Source organism: Paenibacillus sp. V4I3, from assembly GCF_030817215.1.
Lineage (GTDB): Bacteria > Bacillota > Bacilli > Paenibacillales > NBRC-103111 > Paenibacillus_E.
Genome location: NZ_JAUSZA010000001.1, coordinates 7,682,752 through 7,702,804, shown reverse-complemented (window position 1 = coordinate 7,702,804; position 20,053 = coordinate 7,682,752). Strand labels below are relative to the sequence as shown.

Below are 20,053 nucleotides of genomic sequence, written 5' to 3'. Positions count from 1 at the left end.
TAAATTGATGAAAGGGTCCGTGTCTCACGGGCTCTTTTTCAAATAAGTGGTGCAGGCAAGAATGGTAAACGTTTAAAACTATAAGGGGTGAATTAGGTATGAACATAGATACGACTTTGCTGTTCCAAAACACGGAATTACCGCTCGAAGAGCGTGTTATTGATTTGGTTTCCCGTTTCACCCTAGAAGAAAAAATAAACCTAATGTGCCAGTATCAAACGGAAATTCCCCGCCTTGGTGTAAAGCCATATAAGCATGGGACGGAGGGGGCACATGGGATCGCATGGCTGGGCGAAGCGACAGTGTTCCCGCAAAATATCGGCCTGGCGTGTACATGGAATCCAGATTTGCTTCGTGAGATTGGCTCAGCAATCGGTGATGAAGCAAGGGTATATTTTCAGAGGAATCCTGCGATTAATGGACTTACGATATGGGCGCCGACCGTTGATATGGAACGTGACCCTCGTTGGGGGCGTACGGAGGAGGCTTATGGAGAAGATCCTTATCTGACAGGACGGATTTCTACAGAGTTGGTAAAAGGCATGCAAGGACCGCACCCGTTTTATTTGAAGGCGGTTGCTACATTAAAGCATTTCCTAGGCAATAATAACGAAATTGACAGGGGTGAATGTTCGGTCAGCATGGATCCGCGCAATATGCGGGAATATTACCTGAAAGCATTTGAGGCAGCTTTCAAAGAGGGTGGTGCACTCTCGATGATGACGGCTTACAATGCCGTCAACGGCACACTTTGCAATCTGAATCCCGATGTGAACGAGATTGTGAAGGGTGAATGGGGGATGAAGGGTTTTGTTGTCAGCGATGCGGGCGATGTTCTAGGCACGGTGCGCGAGCATAAACACATGCATTCTTACGCCCAAGCGGTTGCGGAATCGATCAAGAACGGCATTGACAGCATAACGGACGATCAGGAGATTTCGCTTCGAGCCATTCACGACGCGCTAGAGCAAGGATTATTGAATGAAGAGGACTTGAATCAGGCTCTGCGCAATACGTTTCGTGTCCGATTCAGACTAGGGGAGTTTGATCCAGAGGAAGGCAACCCGTATGCCAATACACCAGAGTCCAAACTATGTGCACCAGAGCATTCGGAATTATCCTTACGTGCTGCACGTGAATCGATCGTATTGCTTAAGAATGATAGATCTCTCCCTTTTAAAAGAGGATTGGAGAGCATTGCTGTCATAGGGCCGCTCGCGAATACCGTTTATACGGATTGGTACAGCGGCACGCCTGCCTATCGAATCACACCAGTGCAAGGGATTCAAGAGAAGATGGCTGGGAAGACAGTCATCTTTGAAGAGGCTTCCGATAGAATAAGACTTCGTAACAAGGCTGTTGGCGCGTACGTTGGGCTTAGTAATGAAGCACATCAGTTGCTTGCAGCCGATCGCACAGACGCGGCCGACGCGGCTCTGTTCGACCGCGCTGACTGGGGCTGGGGCAGCGTCACGCTGCGCTCCGCCGACAGCGGTAAGTTCGTCACCGAGACGGATGACGGCCGACTCGCGGCAACTGCCGACGAAGCCCGCGGCTGGTTCGTCAAGGAAGCCTTCGGCTTCGAGGCGCTGGACGGCGCCGAAGCCGCGATGAAGTCATGGGCCGGCCATCCGGTAGCGGCCGGCGAGGGCGGGCAGCTGACCGTCAGCGGCGGAGCCGGTCAGTCGGGTGACGCCGATCGCTTCGAGATCGACGTCGTGAAGGACGGCATCCGCGCAGCGGTGGATGCCGCTAAATCCGCTGAAGCCGCCGTGGTCTTCGTCGGCAACAACCCGTTCATCAACGGTAAGGAATGCGTTGATCGTCAAGACCTGACGCGTTCCGCCTGCGCAGGAAGCGCTCATTCGCGCCGTGTTCGAAGCAAATCCGAACACGGTCGTGGTTATCGTCGGCAGCTACCCGTTTGCCGTGGTCTGGGAAGATGAGCATATCCCTGCTATGCTCTACAGCTCTCACGCCGGACAAGAACTCGGGCACGCTGTCGCTGATGTGTTGTTCGGCGATTATAATCCGGCGGGCCGACTTAACATGACCTGGTACCGCTCTGCGGACCAGCTGCCGGATTTGATGGATTATGACATCATCAAAGGGAAACGAACGTATCAGTACTTTGATGGTGAAGTACTCTATCCTTTCGGCCACGGGCGTTCTTTCACCGATTTTCAATATAGCGATCTGCGGCTTAGTGACGCAGAGATCAACTCTGATGGACAATTGGAGGTCACTATCCGCATAGAAAACATCGGAAATCTCGCTGGAGATGAGGTTGTCCAGCTGTATGCTCGCGCCAACGAATCTCGCGTTCAACGTCCGTTTAAGACATTGAAAGGATTCCAGCGCGTGCATCTGCTGCCCGGTCTAAGCGAAATCGTAACGTTTACACTTCTAATGGCAGAGCTTGCTTTTTGGGATGTAACGCGTGATCGGTATTGTGTGGAAAGCGGTGCTTACACGGTAATGGTTGGCTCTTCTTCAGGCAGTTTGCTCGCGGAGGCATCTTTTTCCGTGCATGGAGAAACGATTCCAGCGCGTAAGTTGGATAATCCCGTTCGTGCCGCGAACTATGACGACTATGAAGGCGTCTACTTGGACGCGTGCTGCGAAGGCGGAGGAGCGAGCCTTCGCAATCATGGCGTTGCAGCCTGGATAGCCTTTCAGAACGCCGATTTAGGCAGCGGAGTGGATGCGTTTGAAGCTCGGGTTGCCCAAGCAGAAGCGGGTGCGAAGATCGAAATCCGTCTCGACGCGCCAGATGGACGGCTTATAGGCATCTGTGCCGTGTCACCTACTGGCGGTTGGCAGGCTTGGACGACGGTAAAGGCTGAACTGTCAGGTGCTGCCGGAATCCGCGATGTCTATCTGATCTTCGATGGAACTGTGCAAATTAGCTGGTTCCGGTTATACAGCTCCAGCTAAGGCTTTTAATTCGAGAGCGCTCGCAAACCAAAGGAGGAGATGGAAATATGAATTCGAACTGAATTCCCGAGCCTTCACAGCATGTAGCTGCCTTCGAACGTATGGGCTTCGGCATGTTTATTCACTGGGGATTATACTCGCAGTTGGGTCGAGGGGAATGGGTCATGAACATTGATCGAATCCCCAAAGCTGAGTATCAGAAGCTGAAAGATACGTTCACGGCTGAGGATTTTGATGCAAAAACGATTGCGAGTCTAGCGAAAAAAGCCGGAATGAAGTATATCGTGCTTACGACTCGCCATCATGACGGCTTTTCCTTGTACGATACAAGGGGGCTTTCTGACTATGATGCCCCTCACAGTCCCGCCGGACGCGATCTCATTGCTGAATTTGTGGATGGATGCCGGGAGGAAGGAATTGTTCCGTTTTTCTACCACACGACAATCGACTGGTATCAGGAAAGTTACCATGAGGATTTTAACGCCTATCTGGACTATTTAATAAAATCTGTAGAGGTTCTGTGCAAGCATTATGGGAAGATTGGTGGGTTTTGGTTTGATGGTAACTGGGACAAACCTTTGGCTGATTGGAGGGAGGATGAGTTATACGGCATGATTCGCAAGTATCAGCCGGAGGCGATTATTGTCAATAATTCCGGGCTGCATCATCAAGGGGAATACGGTCACCCGGAGATTGACAGTGTGACTTTCGAGCAAGGACGGCCGACCCCGCTCGATCGTGGGGGCAGGAGCAAGTACGTCGCAGCAGAAATGAGCCAGACCATTAATAATCATTGGGGGTACGGGTTAAAAGACTTTCAGACCAAATCCGTGAAGCAGTTAATCGAAACCATTTGCGTTTGCAGGAAAGTAGGAGCTAATTATCTTCTGAACATTGGTCCTACCGGTTCGGGAATGGTGGATTCGTTGCAAAAATTTTTATTGGAAACCATGGGAATTTGGGTACACATGTATGAGGAAGCCATTTATGGCGTAACTCCGTCCAGCATCCAAGGTGTAGGGGCTGATTTTGCCTTGAAGGGAGACAACGGGAAATTATACTTCTTTGTTCACGACTTGGGATCGAACGGACATTCCAATGTCACAGTTGGTGGAGGCGGGATTGGTCCAAGGGCGTTTACGGGTTTAAAGGATTCGATTCGTTCCGTAAAGTGGCTGGACAATGGGGAGTCTTTGCCGTTTGTTCAAAACCAGGATGTGGATTTGTTCAGTTTTTACGCCTCGGGGTATCCCTACGGTATGGATTTTGTCGTGCGGGTAGCGGAAGCGGATATTGCTTAACTCATACTTTCTGATAAAAAATAGTCTGCCCAAGCCCTATGTACTGGCTCAGCAGACTTTTTTTCTACACTTTACTCGTAAGCATCCTCGCCTGCTTCCATTTACCAAAGCGGTAATAAAGCAAGTTTAGCGTTGCCGCTACACTAAAGCTTACCGGGAAGCTCCACCAGATCACATCAAATCCATATTTGTTCGCCAGTACAGTAGCAAGCGGAATTCGAACAAGCAGCAGGGCAATAAAGGCAACAATAAGCGGGAACACAACAGCCCCTGCAGAACGAACTACGCCAGCAACGACGTTAAATACGCCAAAAATAATAAACGACCATAGCGTTATATTATTAATATGTACCCCAATTGCAATAGCTTTGCCCTCAGGAGGAAGGAAGAAACTGACGACCTCACGGTTGAACAAATGAAGAATAACGACGATAAGTCCCGTCATCATGATGTTAACCCCAACACCGGTCCACGTAATTCGATTCACCCGATCCCATTTTCCAGCACCAATGTTCTGTGCGGCCATGGAAGTCACAGCTCCTCCGATCGCCATTGCTGGCATTTGCACATAGCTGGATATTTGCATCGCAACGCCGAAGGCAGCGGTCGATTCGGAACCATAGGAGTTCACGAGATGGATGAGAATTAAGTTGCTTAGGGAAACCACGACCATATTTAATCCCATCGGCAGTCCTTTTTGAATCAGAGTCCGTATGATCATCCAATTAATGCGAAGCAGGGGAATATCCTTTTTCGTAATACGTAGAAAATACTTTTTCTGATATAAATATACAATCAACAGCACGAAGCTTATCAGCTGAGCCACAAAGGTAGCGACAGCCGAGCCGGCTATCCCCATTTTCGGAAAAGGTCCCATGCCTTGAATTAGCACTGGATTAAGCACAATGTCCAAAACGGCAGACAACAACAGGAAATAGAAAGGTGTCTTGGCGTCTCCTGAACCCCGTAATATGGCCATGATGAGATTAAAGCCGAACATAAATGGAACACCAGCGAAAATGATTCGCGTGTATGTAACTGCAAGATCCTTAACATCTGCAGGTGTATTCATCCACCCCAGAATGGTGTGGGAGAAAAGCAGACCGAATAAGGCGACGACAATGGAAAGAATGAGGAAAAAGACGGCACTGGTGCCGACAACTTTTTTAGCTTCTTCTACCTTTTGTCCACCGAGATTTTGACCAATCATGATAACGGCTGCCATTGCAATGCCGAAGATAGAGCTAATTAAGAAGAACATGATAATGTTGGCATTTGATGTCGCCGCTAGCGCACCTTCACCGAGGTACTTTCCGATCCATATAGCATTGATAGAACCATTAAGCGTCTGAAGCACGTTTCCTAACAAAATCGGTAACGAAAATAAGATCAACGTCTTGGCAATCGGGCCTTCCGTCAAAGATGGGCGTGGCTTCTTAGTGGTATTCTCGCTCATGTGGAATCTCCTTGTTATTCATTCAGATAATTGCATTTAAAGTTTTTCATTCATTATACCTTCTTCCATCTCATTCCAAAAATAATAGCGTATTTTACTAATGATCCCTCTATCAATTGGACACCATCTATTTTTTTTAGTAGAGTAGAGGGTAAGTCTGGTTGACTTATAGATTGTGGGTTTATATAGGTGGGGGGAATTCAGATGCTTCGTCTTGGTGAGAAAATAATAGTAATTGCCGATAGTTTAGAACAGAATCTGCCTATAGGCGGATATGGATATATTATTGCATACGACCGGAATAACGATAACATTTTCGACTACGTCGTTCGTGTCCCCAAGGATAATAAACACTATTACGTACCTGCGTCAGATATCGAGCTTGAAGAAGTTCTTCTCCATCAGCAGGCGGACCAAGTCGAGAGAGAAGCATTAATCGATTTCGCGCTTGCAACGAAGAACGAAGAGCTGTTTCGTAAAATTATGAACGGTGAGCCAAGTGGACAACAGGAAGTAGAACGAGACAAAGATGTTCAATCAACCGAAGACTTCATTAAACAAATCGGCCTGAAGGCCTGGATTTAATACATGTTTCATCAAACACCAAACCCGCCTAGTGCTCACTAGTGCGGGTTTTGCTTTTTAATTTTGTTGCTAAAATCATGAAATGGTGGTACATTAATATCCGAACATAAAACTATTTTAGTATTCTAGTTCTGAGGTGCGCAAATGGATGCCAAAAAATTGATGATTATGGAAGCAGCGAAGAAATCTTTTTCACTTTTTGGGTACAAAGGTACAACGATGGATCAAATCGCCAAAATAGCTGGTGTCGGTAAAGCGACGATCTATACGTTTTTCGCGAATAAGGAAGATCTTTTGCATGAAATTGTACAGTCGTTAATTGCCGAGATGAAAGCAGTCGCCGATAAAGCAATTGCAGAGGGGTTAACACCCTTTGAGAAAATTCATAGTGCGATTTATGGGGTTCTCGTTTTTCGCAAAGAGCATGAGCTGCTCATCCAATTGGCTCACGAGGTTCAACAATTTGGCAGTCCGGTAACGATCGAAGCGCTGGCCAGTATCGAAACAGAAGTGATCCAGTTCATGAGTGAACATATGGAACGCGCGATACATAACGGCACGATGAAGAACTGTGACCCGAAGATGACGGCTTTCATTTTATTCAAGCTGTATGTCGCTTTAGTTTTTGATTGGGAGAAGCAGAAACAGAACGTGCCATTAACCGACGAGCGGATTATGAACACGCTGCAGTTATATTTTGCTAACTTTCTGATTCAGTAATTTTCTCATTTTTATTTCATGGAGGGGTAATTATGCGTTTTATTAGACCAATGGTTTATTCCGTAATGGCGATTGTCATAGGAACTAGTGCATTTCTTTTAACAACCAAACAGGCAACTAGCCAATCAGATACAGTTAACCAACTGCATCCTACGGCTTATATTGAATCGAACGAAGTGAGCGCCAGCTTCAAAGTGGGCGGAAGAGTCACCGAAATCCTCGTGAAAGAAGGGGATGTTGTGAAAAAAGGGCAAGTACTAGCCCGTCTGCAAAGCACCGAGATTGAAGCTAAAGTCGAGCAGGCCAAGGCGGCCGTCGCGCTCGCTCAAGGCAAGATCGCAGAGGCGCAAGGAGCTACCGCGACAGCTCAAGCGAAGAAGCAGCAGGGTATTGCTGGTGTCAACGTGACTGCTGATACAGCCGAACAGCAAGTCGAACAGGCGAAGGCGGCAGTTAGCGCGGCACAAGCCAAAGTTGATGGGCTGCATAATGGGGCGCGTCCGGAAGAAAAGAAGCAAGCGGAGATTCAATTCCAGGCGGCTTCCGAAGTATACAACATTGCTGAACAAAACTTGAATCGGATGAATGCGATGCTGGAGCAAGGACTTGTTGCTCAGGCTGACGTGGATAAAGTGAAAGTGAGCTACGAAGAAGCGAAAACGAAACGTGATCTGGCGCAGCAGCAGTTAAACATGGCGAATCAAGGACCACGTGAGGAAGAAATTCGCGGAGCGGAAGCTTTGCTAGCCCAAGCGCAAGCGTCCTTTAAGCTGGCTGAAGCCAATCGCGGAAACGTGCAGGTGAGACAGGGCGATGTAGCGGCGGCTGCAGCGGCTGTACAGCAAGCACAAGGTGCAATTCAATCGGCGCAATCCGGTGAACAGCAAGCGAAAGCGGCTCAGCTGGAAGCGGAGACTTATTTGAGCTACACAGAGTTGGTTGCACCAATCGACGGAGTTATTCTTAGTCAATCAGCACAGGTTGGCGAGCTTGTTGGCTCTGGATTCCCCGTACTCTCGGTCGAGTCGACGGAGAAACGTTGGGCTAAGTTTTACTTGCCGGAGACATCTATTGCAGGACTGAAAGTAGGCAACAACATCAGCATGACCATGCTGTCAACGGGCGAGAAAGTCGTTGGTACAGTTAAAACCGTAGCGGCTGCTCCGGATTTTGCAATCAAGAAAGCGACACAAACCTCAGGCGAAACGGACATACGTTCGTTTGGGATCAAAATCGAACTGAATACATTGCCAGACACAGCAACAACAGGGATGACCTTGCAATGGATCGGTAAAACGGAAGGATGATGAAGGAGATGGATCTTCGGATTGGCAAGCTAATTACAGAAGAATGGAAGCACATTCTGAAGGACCGACGTCTTTTTCTGATCTTGTTCTTCGTTCCGATTCTATATACGGTGCTGTTCGGATCGATTTACTTACACCATAAAGTGACCGAAATGGCCACTGTTGTTATCGATGAAGACCAAAGTCCTCTTAGTCGTCAAATTATTCAAGCCTTCGAGCAAAGTGAAACGTTCCAGATCAAAAAGGAATATCACTCGGAGGAAGATGTGAAACGGGCGCTTTCATCAGGAGAGGCCAAGGTAGGCCTCGTCATTCCCTCTAATTTCGAAGCGAAGCTGAAGCATGGCGAAACGCTGCCGCTGCTTACATTGATCGACGGCAGTAACATGATGATTTCGAACTCGGCTACCAAAGGAGCTAACGAAGTGATCACAACCTTCAGCATGGGGTACTCGCAGAAAAAGCTCCAACTAAAGCAAGGACTTCAGAATGAAGAAGTGATGAACACACTCTCTCCAATTCCTTTTCGATATCGGATTATGTACAATTCAGCTTTCAACTATAGTGACTTTATGCTGTACGGGCTTGTTGGCGCGATTCTACAGCAAGTACTGTTTCTTGGCATTGCCTTAACCATCACTCGCGAGAAAGATGCAGGAACGTGGCAGCGGTTCGAGGCATGGAGAAGAAATCCGTGGCGCATCGCTTACGCGAAGACAGCTCCTTATTTCTTAATCAATTTCTTTAACACAGCTGTTACCTTTGTCATCGCTTTGTATGCCTTTGATGCACCCATGAGCGGCAGTTTGCTTGTCGGTTTGGCCATCGTTGTGAGCTTTACCTTTGCGGTCAGCGGTATCGGTTATCTGATCAGCTTGTTCTCGAGCAATCAGCTCGGGGCAACACAGACTGCGATGTTAATAGCGGTGCCTTCCTTTATGCTTTCGGGGTTCACTTGGCCATTCGAAGCCATGCCTAAAGTGCTGCAGGTGCTCGGGCATATGCTTCCGCTCACTTATTTTTTAGATGGCGTGCGCAACGTATTTGTTAAAGGAAATGACTTTTCTGTCATTTGGCATGATTGCGTTTCATTGATTTTGACCGGTGTACTTACTTATTTCATTGCTATGTTGTTAACTCGTTTCATTATTTTCTCTAAAAAGAAATCAAATGCCGCTGCGGGCACGCAAACTATGCTGCCATCCGGATCGAATATCTCGTTATAACCGAAGAGGAAGGAAGCGATTTTTTTGAAAAAAACGCTCATAAGTTTATCAACAGCCTTGTTATTCCTTTCAAGCACAACGCAAACTCTCGTATTCGCCGATTACGCCCAAGATCCAAATCAAAATGTATACGTCAATGTGGATGTTCTGGAAACCGTATCTTCCGTTGATTTGACATATGTGCTGGATAAAGCACTGAAAGATTCCCATAACCTTGCCTTGCTAACGCTAAAATACGCAGCTCAAGGCAGTAAAAAGGGCGATTTGGAACAGCAAATGAATGAAATGGGTTCAGCCTCGATGACGCCCGGACATTTACCGAGCACTCCTGCAGAGGTCACCAATACAGGGAATCCTCAGCTGCCTAACCTAACAAACCCAACCGATATCGCCTGGACCGTCATGCAAAATAATGCGATGAACCAGATGATGCAGGGGATGGGGGCTCTCGCTGGTGGCATGAATAAAATCATATCCTCCCAACGCGCGCAAATGAGCACAGCAGCGCATCAGCTCGGGACGGATGGGCGGAACTCGCTGCTGCAGTCAGATGAAGCTAAGGCGGGCATCCGCTTGCAAACCATCGCGCAATATGTGCAATTATTAGCACAGAAAAAGCAGCTGGATTTCATGAATGAATACCAGGTTGTGATGGAGAAAGACCTGCTGAAAGCTAAGCTTTTCGCGCAGCAAGGTTTAGCATCATTTGACGATGTGCAAACGGTGCAGAAAACCATCAATAAACAAAAGGACGATATCGCAACGCTGCTTAATAACTATCGGTTGGGGCTTGTGCAGCTCTCGACGGACATTGGGATTTCCTACGACCCTAATCTAGTCATCAAGGATATCGAGTCCATTTCAGTGGATCCCATTTCGGAGACAGATACGACCACCTTATTGAAGGCTTCCTATCAGATGAAAACAGCCGGTAATAACATCGACGAAGCCGTATGGGAAACGGGTCACACGGTTACCCAGAACACATATGGTGAAACGTATCAAGGCATTAATCTGGCCATAAACGGTCAGAAAAATGAGCAAACCAAGCTTGAACTGACCAAGAAAATTCAAGTGATGTACAACGATGCCAATAATGCATATCAAACCGTTCTCACGGAACAGCGGAACTTGAATGATGTACAGGCCGATTTGACTAAAATGAAGTTTCGCTATAGCGTTGGCGTCATCTCCAAGCATGATCTGAATAAATTCGAGATCAAAGTCCGTCAGAATGAAACGGTCGTAGCCGCAGCTAAGCTTAAATATTACATGTTAAAAGAAAAAGCGAAAGCGATGGATACGGGATTTTATCCAATAATTCTTGACCGCAAACTCAACCACAGCTTCTTTTTAGCGAAGGCCTCCAAGCCAAGCTAGGAAGAAAGCTGTGGTTTTTGAATTGTGGTTTTTTCTGGATTGAGTTCGTAAAATATCTGGGATATAATGAAAAGAATGACTAAATGCTGATTAATTAAAGGGGTGTAGAAAACTTGAGCATAACTAAAACAGATGTCGAGCATGTTGCGAAGTTGGCTAGACTCGACCTGAGTGATAACGAGAAAGAACTATTTACCGAACAGCTAAATGCCATTTTAAAATATGCCGAGCAGCTGAATGAACTGAATACCGAGGGTGTCATTCCGACAAGTCATGCCATGCCGTTAGTCAACGTCATGCGTGAGGATGTCGCGAAGCCATCGCTTCCTATTGAGAAAGTGATGCTGAACGCACCCGATCACGAAGACGGGCAATTCAAAGTCCCAGCTGTTTTAGAATAAGAACCATTATGAAAGGAAGTGCCTGTCGTTGTCTTTGTTTGATTTAAACCTACAGCAAATTCACGCGAAGCTTCAAGGCAAAGAACTTAAAGTTGCCGATCTCGTGGATCAATCCTATACAAGAATTCAACAAGTGGAAAGCAAGGTTCGCGCCTTTCTTACGTTAGATGAAGAGAACGCTAGACAAGCCGCCGCCAAGTTGGACGAGCAGTTCGCAAGCAGCAATGAACGTGGCCATTTATTCGGCCTTCCGATTGGGATCAAAGATAACATGGTCACCGAAGGCTTGAAAACGACCTGTGCAAGCAAAATCTTATCCAATTTCATGCCGATCTATGATGCAACAGTGGTTAGCAAGCTCAAGGATGCTCAAACCGTTACGATCGGCAAGCTAAACATGGATGAATTCGCCATGGGCGGCTCCAACGAGAACTCCGCTTTCCATCCGTCCCACAATCCGTGGAACACGGATTACGTGCCAGGCGGCTCCAGCGGCGGCTCCGCTGCAGCAGTAGCTGCAGGCGAAGTGTACTTCGCGCTGGGCTCAGACACAGGCGGCTCAATTCGCCAGCCTGCCGCTTACTGCGGTATCGTCGGGCTGAAGCCGACATACGGACTTGTGTCCCGCTATGGCTTAGTAGCGTTCGCGTCCTCACTCGACCAGATCGGGCCGCTGACGAAGAACGTTGAAGACTCCGCCTACCTGCTGCAAGCCATCGTCGGCTACGACCCGAAGGATTCCACGTCTGCGAAAGTGGATATCCCTGATTACCTCAGCGCATTGACTGGTGATATCAAAGGTCTGCGCATCGGCGTACCCAAAGAATATATGGGCAATGGTATTGACCCTGCCGTCAAAGAGAGAGTGCTTGAAGCGCTCAAAGTGCTTGAAGGCTTAGGCGCTGTATGGGAAGAAGTGACATTGCCTCATACTGAGTATGCTGTGGCGGCTTACTACTTGCTCGCTTCTTCCGAAGCGTCCTCGAACCTTGCGCGCTTTGACGGCGTGCGCTACGGTGTGCGTTCGGACAATGCTCGCAACTTACTGGACTTGTACCACATGTCGCGCAGCGAAGGCTTTGGCCCCGAGGTCAAACGCCGCATCATGCTCGGAACCTATGCGTTAAGCTCAGGCTACTATGATGCTTACTACTTGAAAGCACAACAAGTCCGCACCCTGATCAAGCAAGATTTCGATCAAGTGTTCGAGAAATTCGACATCATCATCGGACCTACGGCTCCGACACCTGCTTTCAAAATCGGTGAGCAAAGCAGTGATCCACTCACGATGTATTTGAACGATATCATGACCATTCCGGTCAGTTTGGCGGGCATTCCTGCGATTAGCGTGCCTTGCGGATTCGTGAACGAACTTCCCGTTGGCCTGCAAGTCATCGGCAAAGCGTTGGATGAAGCTACCCTTCTGCGTGTAGCCCACACTTTCGAGCAGCATACAGATCATCATAAGCAGCGCCCGCAATTGTAGGTTAATAGTTCATGAGTAACGAAGGAGGCATTCATTTTGTCGGCAACAGATACCCAATTTGAAACAGTAGTCGGTCTTGAAGTTCATGTAGAGCTTCATACCGCTTCCAAAATATTTTGCGGTTGTGCAACCTCATTCGGAGCACCTCCGAATACGAATACATGTCCGGTTTGTTTAGGTCACCCGGGTGTACTTCCGGTACTTAACCGTCAAGCAGTCGAATATGCGATGAAAGCCGCTATGGCGCTCAATTGTACAATTTCTACACATAGTAAATTTGACCGTAAAAACTACTTTTACCCGGATTCACCGGACGCCTACCAAACTTCGCAATATGATCAGCCAATCGGGTTGAACGGTTGGATCGATATCGAAGTGAATGGAGTAAGCAAGCGCATTGGCGTGACTCGTGTTCACCTGGAGGAAGATGCAGGTAAGCTGACACACGTTGATGGTGGTTACACTTCTCTTGTTGACTTGAACCGTGCGGGAACGCCTTTGATTGAAATCGTATCCGAACCTGATCTGCGTTCGCCGGAGGAAGCACGGGCTTATCTGGAGAAGCTCAGAGCGATCATGATCTATTGCGACGTTTCCGATGTGAAAATGGAGGAAGGCTCGCTGCGCTGTGACGCTAACATCAGCTTGCGTCCTTACGGGCAAGAGAAATTCGGCACGAGAGCCGAACTGAAGAACATGAACTCGTTCCGCGGCGTCCAAAGAGGACTCGAGTACGAGGAATATCGCCAAGCCGAAATTCTCCGCAGCGGTGACGAAGTCGAGCAAGAAACCCGCCGCTGGGATGAAGCACAAGGTAAAACGTTATCGATGCGCGGCAAAGAAGATGCGCATGATTATCGCTATTTCCCAGATCCGGATCTAGTCAGCCTGCATATCGACGATGCTTGGAAAGCTAGCGTCAAAGCCTCTATCCCTGAATTACCTGACGCGCGTAAAGCGAGATACAGCAGTGAGTTCGGCCTGCCAAGCTATGATGCTGATGTAATCACTTCATCCATGAAGCTGGCAAATTTCTTCGAAGAGAGTTTACAATATACCCAAGATGCCAAAGCGGTCTCGAACTGGATCATGGGCGATCTGCTCGGATATTTAAACGCGAATAACCTCGAACTTGCCGATGTGAAAATCACGGGTAAGGGCTTAGGGGAGATGATTGGTCTGATTGAGAAAGGCACAATCTCCACCAAAATTGCCAAAACGGTGTTCAAGGAAATGATCGAATCCGGCAAAGAGCCGCAAAAGATCGTTGAAGAGCAGGGACTTGTACAAATCAGCGACGAAGGTGCTATCAAGGCCATCGTTGAACAGGTAGTGGAGAACAGTCCCCAATCGGTAGCGGATTTCAAAGCCGGCAAGGAGAAAGCCGTGGGCTTCTTAGTTGGGCAAGTCATGAAAGAAACCAAAGGTAAAGCAAATCCAGGACTCGTCAACAAATTAATTGTGGAGTGCCTGAACAGTAAGTGATTAAAGCTGAAGTGGTGATCCGATGTTTATGGACACCACTTTTTTTCAATTGATTGGCGTAGTTCACTGAGAGGAGGACTCTGATTGTCCATTCAACAACTTCTATTGGAAACCAACGAGGATATCTTGGTCCTGTTATCGCTACAAATCGCATCCTATCGTGTGGAAGCAGACCTTATTGGCTTCGACGACATCCCGCCACTGAAGGATGGGATCCAGTCTATACGCGAAGCGGAGGAAACATTTTATGGCTTTTTCGTTCATGAGAATGATGAGAGTACACTTGCTGGAGCCATTTCCTACTCCCGAGAAGGCTGCATTGTCACGATCTGCCGCATGATGGTCCATCCGAATTTTTTTCGCCGTGGGATTGCTAGGTCACTTTTACAACATATACTAATGGATCAACAGTTAAATGGAGCAACGCGTTTTATTGTATCCACCGGAACCGAGAATTTACCTGCTATTCAGTTATACGAGAGCTTCGGTTTCGCCGTGCGTCGAGTATTCACAGTTCCTCCGGGAATAAGCTTAACCACTTTCGAACGGCCGGCCATCAGCTTCTAAGTATTTTTTCAGTTGTTCTCACTATCATGTGTGATACATGGCGCTATCAGTATGAAAAAAGGGAGCGGTTACACGATGAGCAATCCTTGGGTCATTGATCAACTCCATATCACTATACGGTTAGTTCTGGCACTTTTTCTTGGTGGATTAATCGGGTTTGAGAGGGAAGTTAGCAGTCATGCAGCTGGCCTTCGTACACATATTTTAGTCTGTGTGGGCTCTGCCCTTGTTATGTTGCTTTCCATGTATGGGTTTAGTGCCTTTGTGAATGAAGTGAACGTCCGTATTGATCCTTCGCGCTTAGCTGCGCAAGTTATTAGCGGTATCGGATTCTTAGGTGCTGGAACGATTATCTTTAATGGGAGATCCATTACGGGTCTTACGACAGCGGCTTCTCTTTGGGTTGTTGCGGGGATTGGCCTTGCCATTGGGGCTGGCTTCTATTACCCGGCTGTTCTAGCATGTTTCATGGTACTCATCTCCTTATGGATCTTGAATAAAGTGGAGCATAAATATTTTAACGGGAAGAAAATTCGTATTCTCAAAATACAGGCGATTGATCAACCGGGGACGCTAGGACTTATTACGACCCTACTTGGTAAACAGAAAGTTGACATCCGTAAGATCTCAATGGAAGAACAAGAAAACGAGAATAAACCGAATCATGTTCAAATTACATTTCACGTCACCATTCCTAAGCCGTCCATTATCGGGACGGTTCTTGAAGAAATCAATCAAATGAAAGGGGTTACCGGCGTTACTCTCGAAAAAAGTAAAAATTGAAGGGGTCAGCCCATAAGAAGCGTCTAAGCTTTTGGACGAACAGAAAGGGGGGAAGTCAGGCATGGACAAAATGACGGATGAGCAGCTGATCGACCGGGTCCGTCAAGGTCACTCCGATGCTTACCGTGTATTGGTAGAACGTCATAAGAGCTACATCTATACATTGGTTTACCGCATGGCCCCGCATAAGGAAACTGCTGAAGACTTAACCCAAGAAGTGTTCGTTAAGCTGTTTCGTTCCTTAGCTCATTTTCGCGGTGATGCGAAGTTCACAACTTGGCTGTATCGCATGACGACGAATCTAGTGACTGACTTTCGGCGTTCTCAGAAGCGTAAGCCCTATGAAGCGCTGCTCGATAAAATGAAGGGCTGGTTTACAGATGCCCGTGAGCAGCCCGAGGAAATGGCTATGCTGAAGGATGAGCAGGAGCGCATGCAGGCACTGCTCTCCGAACTTCCAGACAAGTATAGATTAATTATGTATTTGTTCCATTATAAGCAGCTCTCGTATCAAGAGATGTCTGAGGTGACCGGGCTGCCCATGAAAACGCTGGAAACTAGACTCTATCGGGGAAAAGCGATGCTCAAAGAAAAATGGTTGGAGGTGAACGCAGATGATTCCCAAAGATCAGGAAGACACTCGGCTCACGCAATACCTAAATAAACTGCTGGACGAGATGCCGCTTAGCGAACCAAGCCCAATGCTGACGGAGCGTGTGATGCGCAGGGTACAATCTGCTGAAATTCCTGACAATCCTAAAAACCCTCAAGTTGGCAGAAGGAATCAATGGGTGAACAGTTTTGTTGCGATAGCAGCAACTGTACTCCTTATGCAATCAGGGATTATTAACAAAATAATGCATATAAATTCGGGGATCGCTAAGATAACAATGTATATCCAATATTTATCCCAATCCTTATGAGAAAACCTCTAATCGAGGACTTATATTTTCATATGTGTTAAAAAATTCGATCGGAGGCAATCACATGAATCAATCAAACGACAATCCGCACATTCCGGAGTATTCGCCCAATCCATCTTTTCAACACTATCCTCTTTATTATCCTGCTCCAAGAAAACGCAAATGGGTCGCAGGCGTACTATCGTTCATTGTCCCGGGGACTGGACACTTCTACTTAGGCCTTATGCAGCGCGGGCTATTTATTATGATGCTTCTCATTCTCGATATTTTTATTATCACGTCTTTCGCGTCTCGGACCGACACAAGTGTCCCAATGGTAACGCTTTTTGCATTGTTCATTCCGGTGATTTACTTCTATAATCTATTCGATGCGCTTCAAACCACAGATAATGTGAATCGGCGCAATGAGCTTGGTGAATTTGCAGCTGGCCTCTATGATAGTGAAGATCCTTTACAGAAGCTGATCAAAGGCACGAATCTTGGTGTTATTTTCATTGCCGCAGGTGTATTGTTTTTTCTTCTCAGCAACAAACCTCGTTGGTTTACAGGGCTCTTTGATCTCATGGGCACGTATATTGGATCGGTTATCCTCGTCCTTGCTGGTTTAGCTATGTATGTACTAGATTCCCGTAAAAATAAATAGCCAAATGGTGCTATATGCGCAACCATCATTGACAAAAGTCAATTAACACACGTACAATATAATGTAAGGTTTTAATGACTAACATCAGGTGGTGAGTACCATGGCAGCACAATTAGAACAGGCTTTAGCTAAGTTGAAAACCAACAGGTGTTCGGATGACGCCGCAGCGGCATGCTATTCTATCCTTTTTGCTGGACTCCATGACTCATCCGACAGCAGATGACATTTACAAGTCTCTTGAATCGAAATTTCCTAACATGAGCGTTGCGACTGTTTACAATAATCTTAAAGTATTTATTGAATCGGGACTCGTTCGGGAACTGACTTATGGAGACAGCTCGAGTCGCTTTGATGCGGATATGACGGACCATTATCATGCTGTTTGCGATATGTGTGGGAAGATTTCGGATTTTGAGTATCCGCCACTTTCGGATATCGAGACTACCGCTGCTGAGCAAACAGGCTTCCGAGTTGGCGGTTATCGACTAGAGGTTTATGGCGTTTGCCCGGATTGTACAGGGATTACCAAGCATTAACTTAAGTAGAATTCCTCATTATCTGTACCTATGATGTATAATGAAACGTGATCCTACCTTTCGGATGTAGAGAGGTGAGAACACGTTTTTTTCTTTTTATATATCGCATAAAGGAAGTGAAACCTTGCATTCAACACCTACAGATCAGCAACCGAAACGCAGAAGATCAACGAAGAGAATTCTCTTATTATTTGGTCTCTTTATTGGAATGTTTGCCGCGGGTGCAGCTACGTTCTTATGGCAGCAGTTAGCGCCGAACCGTACGAAGGTAGAACTAGAATATCATGAGTTAAGCAAACCGGTTTTCTATCAAGGGAATTTCTATAAGACAAGCGCGATTGGGGAAAAAGAGGGACTGAAACTTCCGCTGGAGCTCATACAGGAGTGGATGGACCCATCGATTATATATGAAAAAGGCACTGATTCCGTTATTATCACAACGAATGATAAAGTATTACGGTTGAAGACTACGGAGCTTTCAGCGTTAATGAATGAGAAACCAATCACCTTATCTTTTCCTGTTGAAAAGAAAGGGAATGACATTTATGTGCCCATAGAACCTCTTCGGCAGCTGTATCCTTTTGAAATAAGGGAGTCCGAGAAGTCTGGTGCAGTTCTTTTATTCAAAAAAGGCGACCTCGTCAAGTGGGGGAAGCATGTAGGTACTGAAGATACACAGCTGCGGACCTTTGCTTCTATAAAAGCACCGATAGTCTCCACGATTGCAAACAATGAACAAGTGATAATACTAGCTGTAGAGGGAGAATGGTATCGCGTACAGCAGCTGAGTGGTCCTATAGGCTTTGTACGTAAAGCTGATATTTTGGAGGATCATGAAGAAACCATACCTGCACAGGAGCCGACGTCAGTTTATGTACCTTGGAAGCCGCTTAACGGCAAACTAAATCTGACTTGGGAGCACGTCATTACGAAGAATCCCGACACTTCCAAGCTTGGCGAGATGCCTGGCTTACATGTTGTTAGCCCTACCTGGTTCTCTCTGGCTGACGGTGAGGGGCGCATTAAGAACTTGGCCGACGCTTCCTATGTAAAATGGGCGCAAACGCGCAATTATCAGGTCTGGGCGTTGTTTAGCAACGGCTTTGAACCTGATCGCACATCTCAAGCGTTGTCGTCCTATGATCTTCGTATGAAAATGATTAAACAGTTGCTCGGCTTTGCACAAACGTATAATTTGCAGGGCATCAATATTGATTTTGAAAATGTGCATCTCAAAGATAAAGAAAATTTGGTCCAATTCGTCCGCGAATTGACACCTTTTATGCATGAACAAGGTCTTGCCGTTTCCATCGATGTAACACCGAAATCAACGAATGAGATGTGGTCCATGTTTTATGACAGACCTGCTCTTGCCGAAGTTGTTGACTATATGATGCTGATGGCTTATGACGAATACTGGGCTTCTAGCCCCAAATCCGGCTCCGTTTCATCGCTGCCATGGACAGAGCGCTCTGTTACCCAGCTCTTGGGGAGCGAGAAGGTGCCGCCATCTAAGCTTGTCCTAGGTGTGCCATTCTATACGCGCCAGTGGACCGAAGAGACCAAAAATGGTAAAACGACAGCTACCTCCAAAACTTTAACGATGGAAGCCGCCCAAACGATTATTAAAGATAAGAAACTAACTCCTACTTTCTTGGCGGAAACTGGTCAGAACTACGTGGAGTACAAAGAAGGAGAGAAACTCATACGTATCTGGTTAGAAGATGAAACATCGATAAAAGCAAGGCTTGAACTCGTGAAGAAGTACGATCTAGCAGGAGTGGCCTCGTGGAGAAGAGGCTTTGAACAGCCGACAACGTGGAAAGTCATTCAGGATAATTTGCAACAAGCTAAGCAATAAGATAACAAAAAGCCGAACCCAAGAGGGTTGCGGCTTTTATTTTACGATCAATGAGGCTTATGTTCGTGAGCTCTGTCCACTTCGACTTGAATTGCTTGTGTGGCTGCTTTTTCGTTCTCGGCCGTTGGTTCGTATTGTGGATCAACTGTTAAAATCGTTTTGCAAAACATACAGCGATCCGTTTTCCCCAGCATCTTCGTTCTTCTTCCGCATTCCGGACAATCAATGACAGTCGCCGATGTGGAAAGCATCCCTGCCCAGAAGTATATACCCATGCTAACCATCATACTTATCATACCAATGATCATGAAGACTACAGCGATGATTCGCCCAGCCTTCCCCCAGTCAAAAACGATGCCCGCTAGTCCTATAATCATAAGCAGCATTCCACCCATGGTCATGGCGAGACCCCATAAGCGGAATTCATTTACTTTACTTGATCTGAAACGCACGCGT

General features: G+C 46.9%; 18 protein-coding genes and 1 pseudogene. 17 read left to right on the top strand and 2 right to left on the bottom strand.

Going from position 1 to position 20,053, the window contains the following annotated elements; genetic code table 11:
* The first annotated feature begins 98 nt into the window (after window positions 1-98).
* Window positions 99-2,937, top strand: a pseudogene (locus QFZ77_RS35495) (glycoside hydrolase family 3 protein).
* A 62-nt stretch (window positions 2,938-2,999) separates the two neighbouring features.
* A complete protein-coding gene (locus QFZ77_RS35490; RefSeq protein ID WP_307450072.1) occupies window positions 3,000-4,238 on the top strand; it encodes an alpha-L-fucosidase in 1,239 nt (412 codons plus the stop codon).
* 64 nt (window positions 4,239-4,302) lie between these two features.
* Here the strand turns inward: QFZ77_RS35490 and QFZ77_RS35485 are convergent, their stop codons facing one another.
* On the bottom strand, window positions 4,303-5,694 hold the full coding sequence (locus QFZ77_RS35485; RefSeq protein WP_307448017.1) for an MATE family efflux transporter: 1,392 nt from the start codon (window positions 5,692-5,694) through the stop codon (window positions 4,303-4,305).
* 204 nt (window positions 5,695-5,898) lie between these two features.
* On the opposite strand from QFZ77_RS35485, the gene QFZ77_RS35480 reads away from it, so the two are divergent.
* The 15 genes from QFZ77_RS35480 (at window position 5,899) to QFZ77_RS35410 (ending at window position 19,597) form a co-directional block, all read left to right on the top strand.
* Window positions 5,899-6,279, top strand: coding sequence for an ATPase (locus QFZ77_RS35480; protein ID WP_171693625.1), 381 nt, complete (start codon window positions 5,899-5,901; stop codon window positions 6,277-6,279).
* Between the two features lie 144 nt (window positions 6,280-6,423).
* Entirely contained in the window at window positions 6,424-6,999 is a 576-nt protein-coding gene (locus tag QFZ77_RS35475) for a TetR/AcrR family transcriptional regulator (protein WP_307448013.1), read from the top strand.
* A 32-nt stretch (window positions 7,000-7,031) separates the two neighbouring features.
* Window positions 7,032-8,306 carry an HlyD family secretion protein gene (locus tag QFZ77_RS35470; protein ID WP_307448010.1) on the top strand — a complete coding sequence of 425 codons (1,275 nt, stop codon included), beginning with the start codon at window positions 7,032-7,034 and terminating at the stop codon, window positions 8,304-8,306.
* Between the two features lie 8 nt (window positions 8,307-8,314).
* A complete protein-coding gene (locus tag QFZ77_RS35465) occupies window positions 8,315-9,532 on the top strand; it encodes an ABC transporter permease (RefSeq protein ID WP_307448002.1) in 1,218 nt (405 codons plus the stop codon).
* A 24-nt stretch (window positions 9,533-9,556) separates the two neighbouring features.
* Entirely contained in the window at window positions 9,557-10,912 is a 1,356-nt protein-coding gene (locus QFZ77_RS35460; protein ID WP_307448000.1) for a TolC family protein, read from the top strand.
* 113 nt (window positions 10,913-11,025) lie between these two features.
* Window positions 11,026-11,313, top strand: a complete 288-nt coding sequence (gene gatC, locus QFZ77_RS35455) for an Asp-tRNA(Asn)/Glu-tRNA(Gln) amidotransferase subunit GatC (RefSeq protein ID WP_307447997.1) — start codon at window positions 11,026-11,028, stop codon at window positions 11,311-11,313.
* A gap of 28 nt (window positions 11,314-11,341) precedes the next feature.
* A complete protein-coding gene (gatA, locus tag QFZ77_RS35450; protein ID WP_307447994.1) occupies window positions 11,342-12,799 on the top strand; it encodes an Asp-tRNA(Asn)/Glu-tRNA(Gln) amidotransferase subunit GatA in 1,458 nt (485 codons plus the stop codon).
* 33 nt (window positions 12,800-12,832) lie between these two features.
* Window positions 12,833-14,284 carry an Asp-tRNA(Asn)/Glu-tRNA(Gln) amidotransferase subunit GatB gene (gatB, locus tag QFZ77_RS35445; RefSeq protein ID WP_307450069.1) on the top strand — a complete coding sequence of 484 codons (1,452 nt, stop codon included), beginning with the start codon at window positions 12,833-12,835 and terminating at the stop codon, window positions 14,282-14,284.
* Window positions 14,285-14,368: 84 nt separating this feature from the next.
* The gene (locus QFZ77_RS35440; RefSeq protein ID WP_307447992.1) at window positions 14,369-14,851 is read left to right on the top strand and encodes a GNAT family N-acetyltransferase; all 483 of its coding nucleotides are present in this window, start codon (window positions 14,369-14,371) and stop codon (window positions 14,849-14,851) included.
* Window positions 14,852-14,926: 75 nt separating this feature from the next.
* Entirely contained in the window at window positions 14,927-15,634 is a 708-nt protein-coding gene (locus QFZ77_RS35435) for an MgtC/SapB family protein (RefSeq protein ID WP_307447989.1), read from the top strand.
* A 61-nt stretch (window positions 15,635-15,695) separates the two neighbouring features.
* The gene (locus QFZ77_RS35430) at window positions 15,696-16,298 is read left to right on the top strand and encodes an RNA polymerase sigma factor (protein ID WP_307447985.1); all 603 of its coding nucleotides are present in this window, start codon (window positions 15,696-15,698) and stop codon (window positions 16,296-16,298) included.
* The gene (locus QFZ77_RS35425) at window positions 16,249-16,557 is read left to right on the top strand and encodes a hypothetical protein (RefSeq protein ID WP_307447982.1); all 309 of its coding nucleotides are present in this window, start codon (window positions 16,249-16,251) and stop codon (window positions 16,555-16,557) included. Before QFZ77_RS35430 ends, QFZ77_RS35425 begins: the two co-directional genes overlap by 50 nt.
* Window positions 16,558-16,621: 64 nt before the next feature.
* The gene (locus QFZ77_RS35420; RefSeq protein WP_307447979.1) at window positions 16,622-17,200 is read left to right on the top strand and encodes a DUF6677 family protein; all 579 of its coding nucleotides are present in this window, start codon (window positions 16,622-16,624) and stop codon (window positions 17,198-17,200) included.
* 155 nt (window positions 17,201-17,355) lie between these two features.
* Window positions 17,356-17,736 (top strand): Fur family transcriptional regulator, encoded by a 381-nt coding sequence (locus QFZ77_RS35415; protein WP_373462701.1) that lies wholly within the window; start codon window positions 17,356-17,358, stop codon window positions 17,734-17,736.
* Between the two features lie 124 nt (window positions 17,737-17,860).
* Window positions 17,861-19,597: a glycosyl hydrolase family 18 protein gene (locus tag QFZ77_RS35410; RefSeq protein WP_307447976.1), complete on the top strand. Its 1,737-nt coding sequence runs from the start codon at window positions 17,861-17,863 to the stop codon at window positions 19,595-19,597.
* A 47-nt stretch (window positions 19,598-19,644) separates the two neighbouring features.
* On the opposite strand, the gene QFZ77_RS35405 is transcribed toward QFZ77_RS35410, so the two are convergent.
* On the bottom strand, window positions 19,645-20,049 hold the full coding sequence (locus QFZ77_RS35405) for a YgzB family protein (protein ID WP_307447972.1): 405 nt from the start codon (window positions 20,047-20,049) through the stop codon (window positions 19,645-19,647).
* Window positions 20,050-20,053: the final 4 nt, after the last annotated feature.

Excerpts from the sequence above, each read along its gene's own strand:
- QFZ77_RS35470 (WP_307448010.1), top strand. The coding sequence starts at position 7,032 with ATGCGTTTTATTAGACCAATGGTTTATTCCGTAATGGCGATTGTCATA.
- QFZ77_RS35425 (WP_307447982.1), top strand. The coding sequence starts at position 16,249 with ATGATTCCCAAAGATCAGGAAGACACTCGGCTCACGCAATACCTAAAT.
- QFZ77_RS35430 (WP_307447985.1), top strand. The coding sequence starts at position 15,696 with ATGGACAAAATGACGGATGAGCAGCTGATCGACCGGGTCCGTCAAGGT.
- QFZ77_RS35485 (WP_307448017.1), bottom strand. The coding sequence starts at position 5,694 with ATGAGCGAGAATACCACTAAGAAGCCACGCCCATCTTTGACGGAAGGC.
- QFZ77_RS35420 (WP_307447979.1), top strand. The coding sequence starts at position 16,622 with ATGAATCAATCAAACGACAATCCGCACATTCCGGAGTATTCGCCCAAT.
- QFZ77_RS35435 (WP_307447989.1), top strand. The coding sequence starts at position 14,927 with ATGAGCAATCCTTGGGTCATTGATCAACTCCATATCACTATACGGTTA.
- QFZ77_RS35415 (WP_373462701.1), top strand. The coding sequence starts at position 17,356 with ATGACGCCGCAGCGGCATGCTATTCTATCCTTTTTGCTGGACTCCATG.
- QFZ77_RS35475 (WP_307448013.1), top strand. The coding sequence starts at position 6,424 with ATGGATGCCAAAAAATTGATGATTATGGAAGCAGCGAAGAAATCTTTT.
- QFZ77_RS35480 (WP_171693625.1), top strand. The coding sequence starts at position 5,899 with ATGCTTCGTCTTGGTGAGAAAATAATAGTAATTGCCGATAGTTTAGAA.
- QFZ77_RS35465 (WP_307448002.1), top strand. The coding sequence starts at position 8,315 with ATGGATCTTCGGATTGGCAAGCTAATTACAGAAGAATGGAAGCACATT.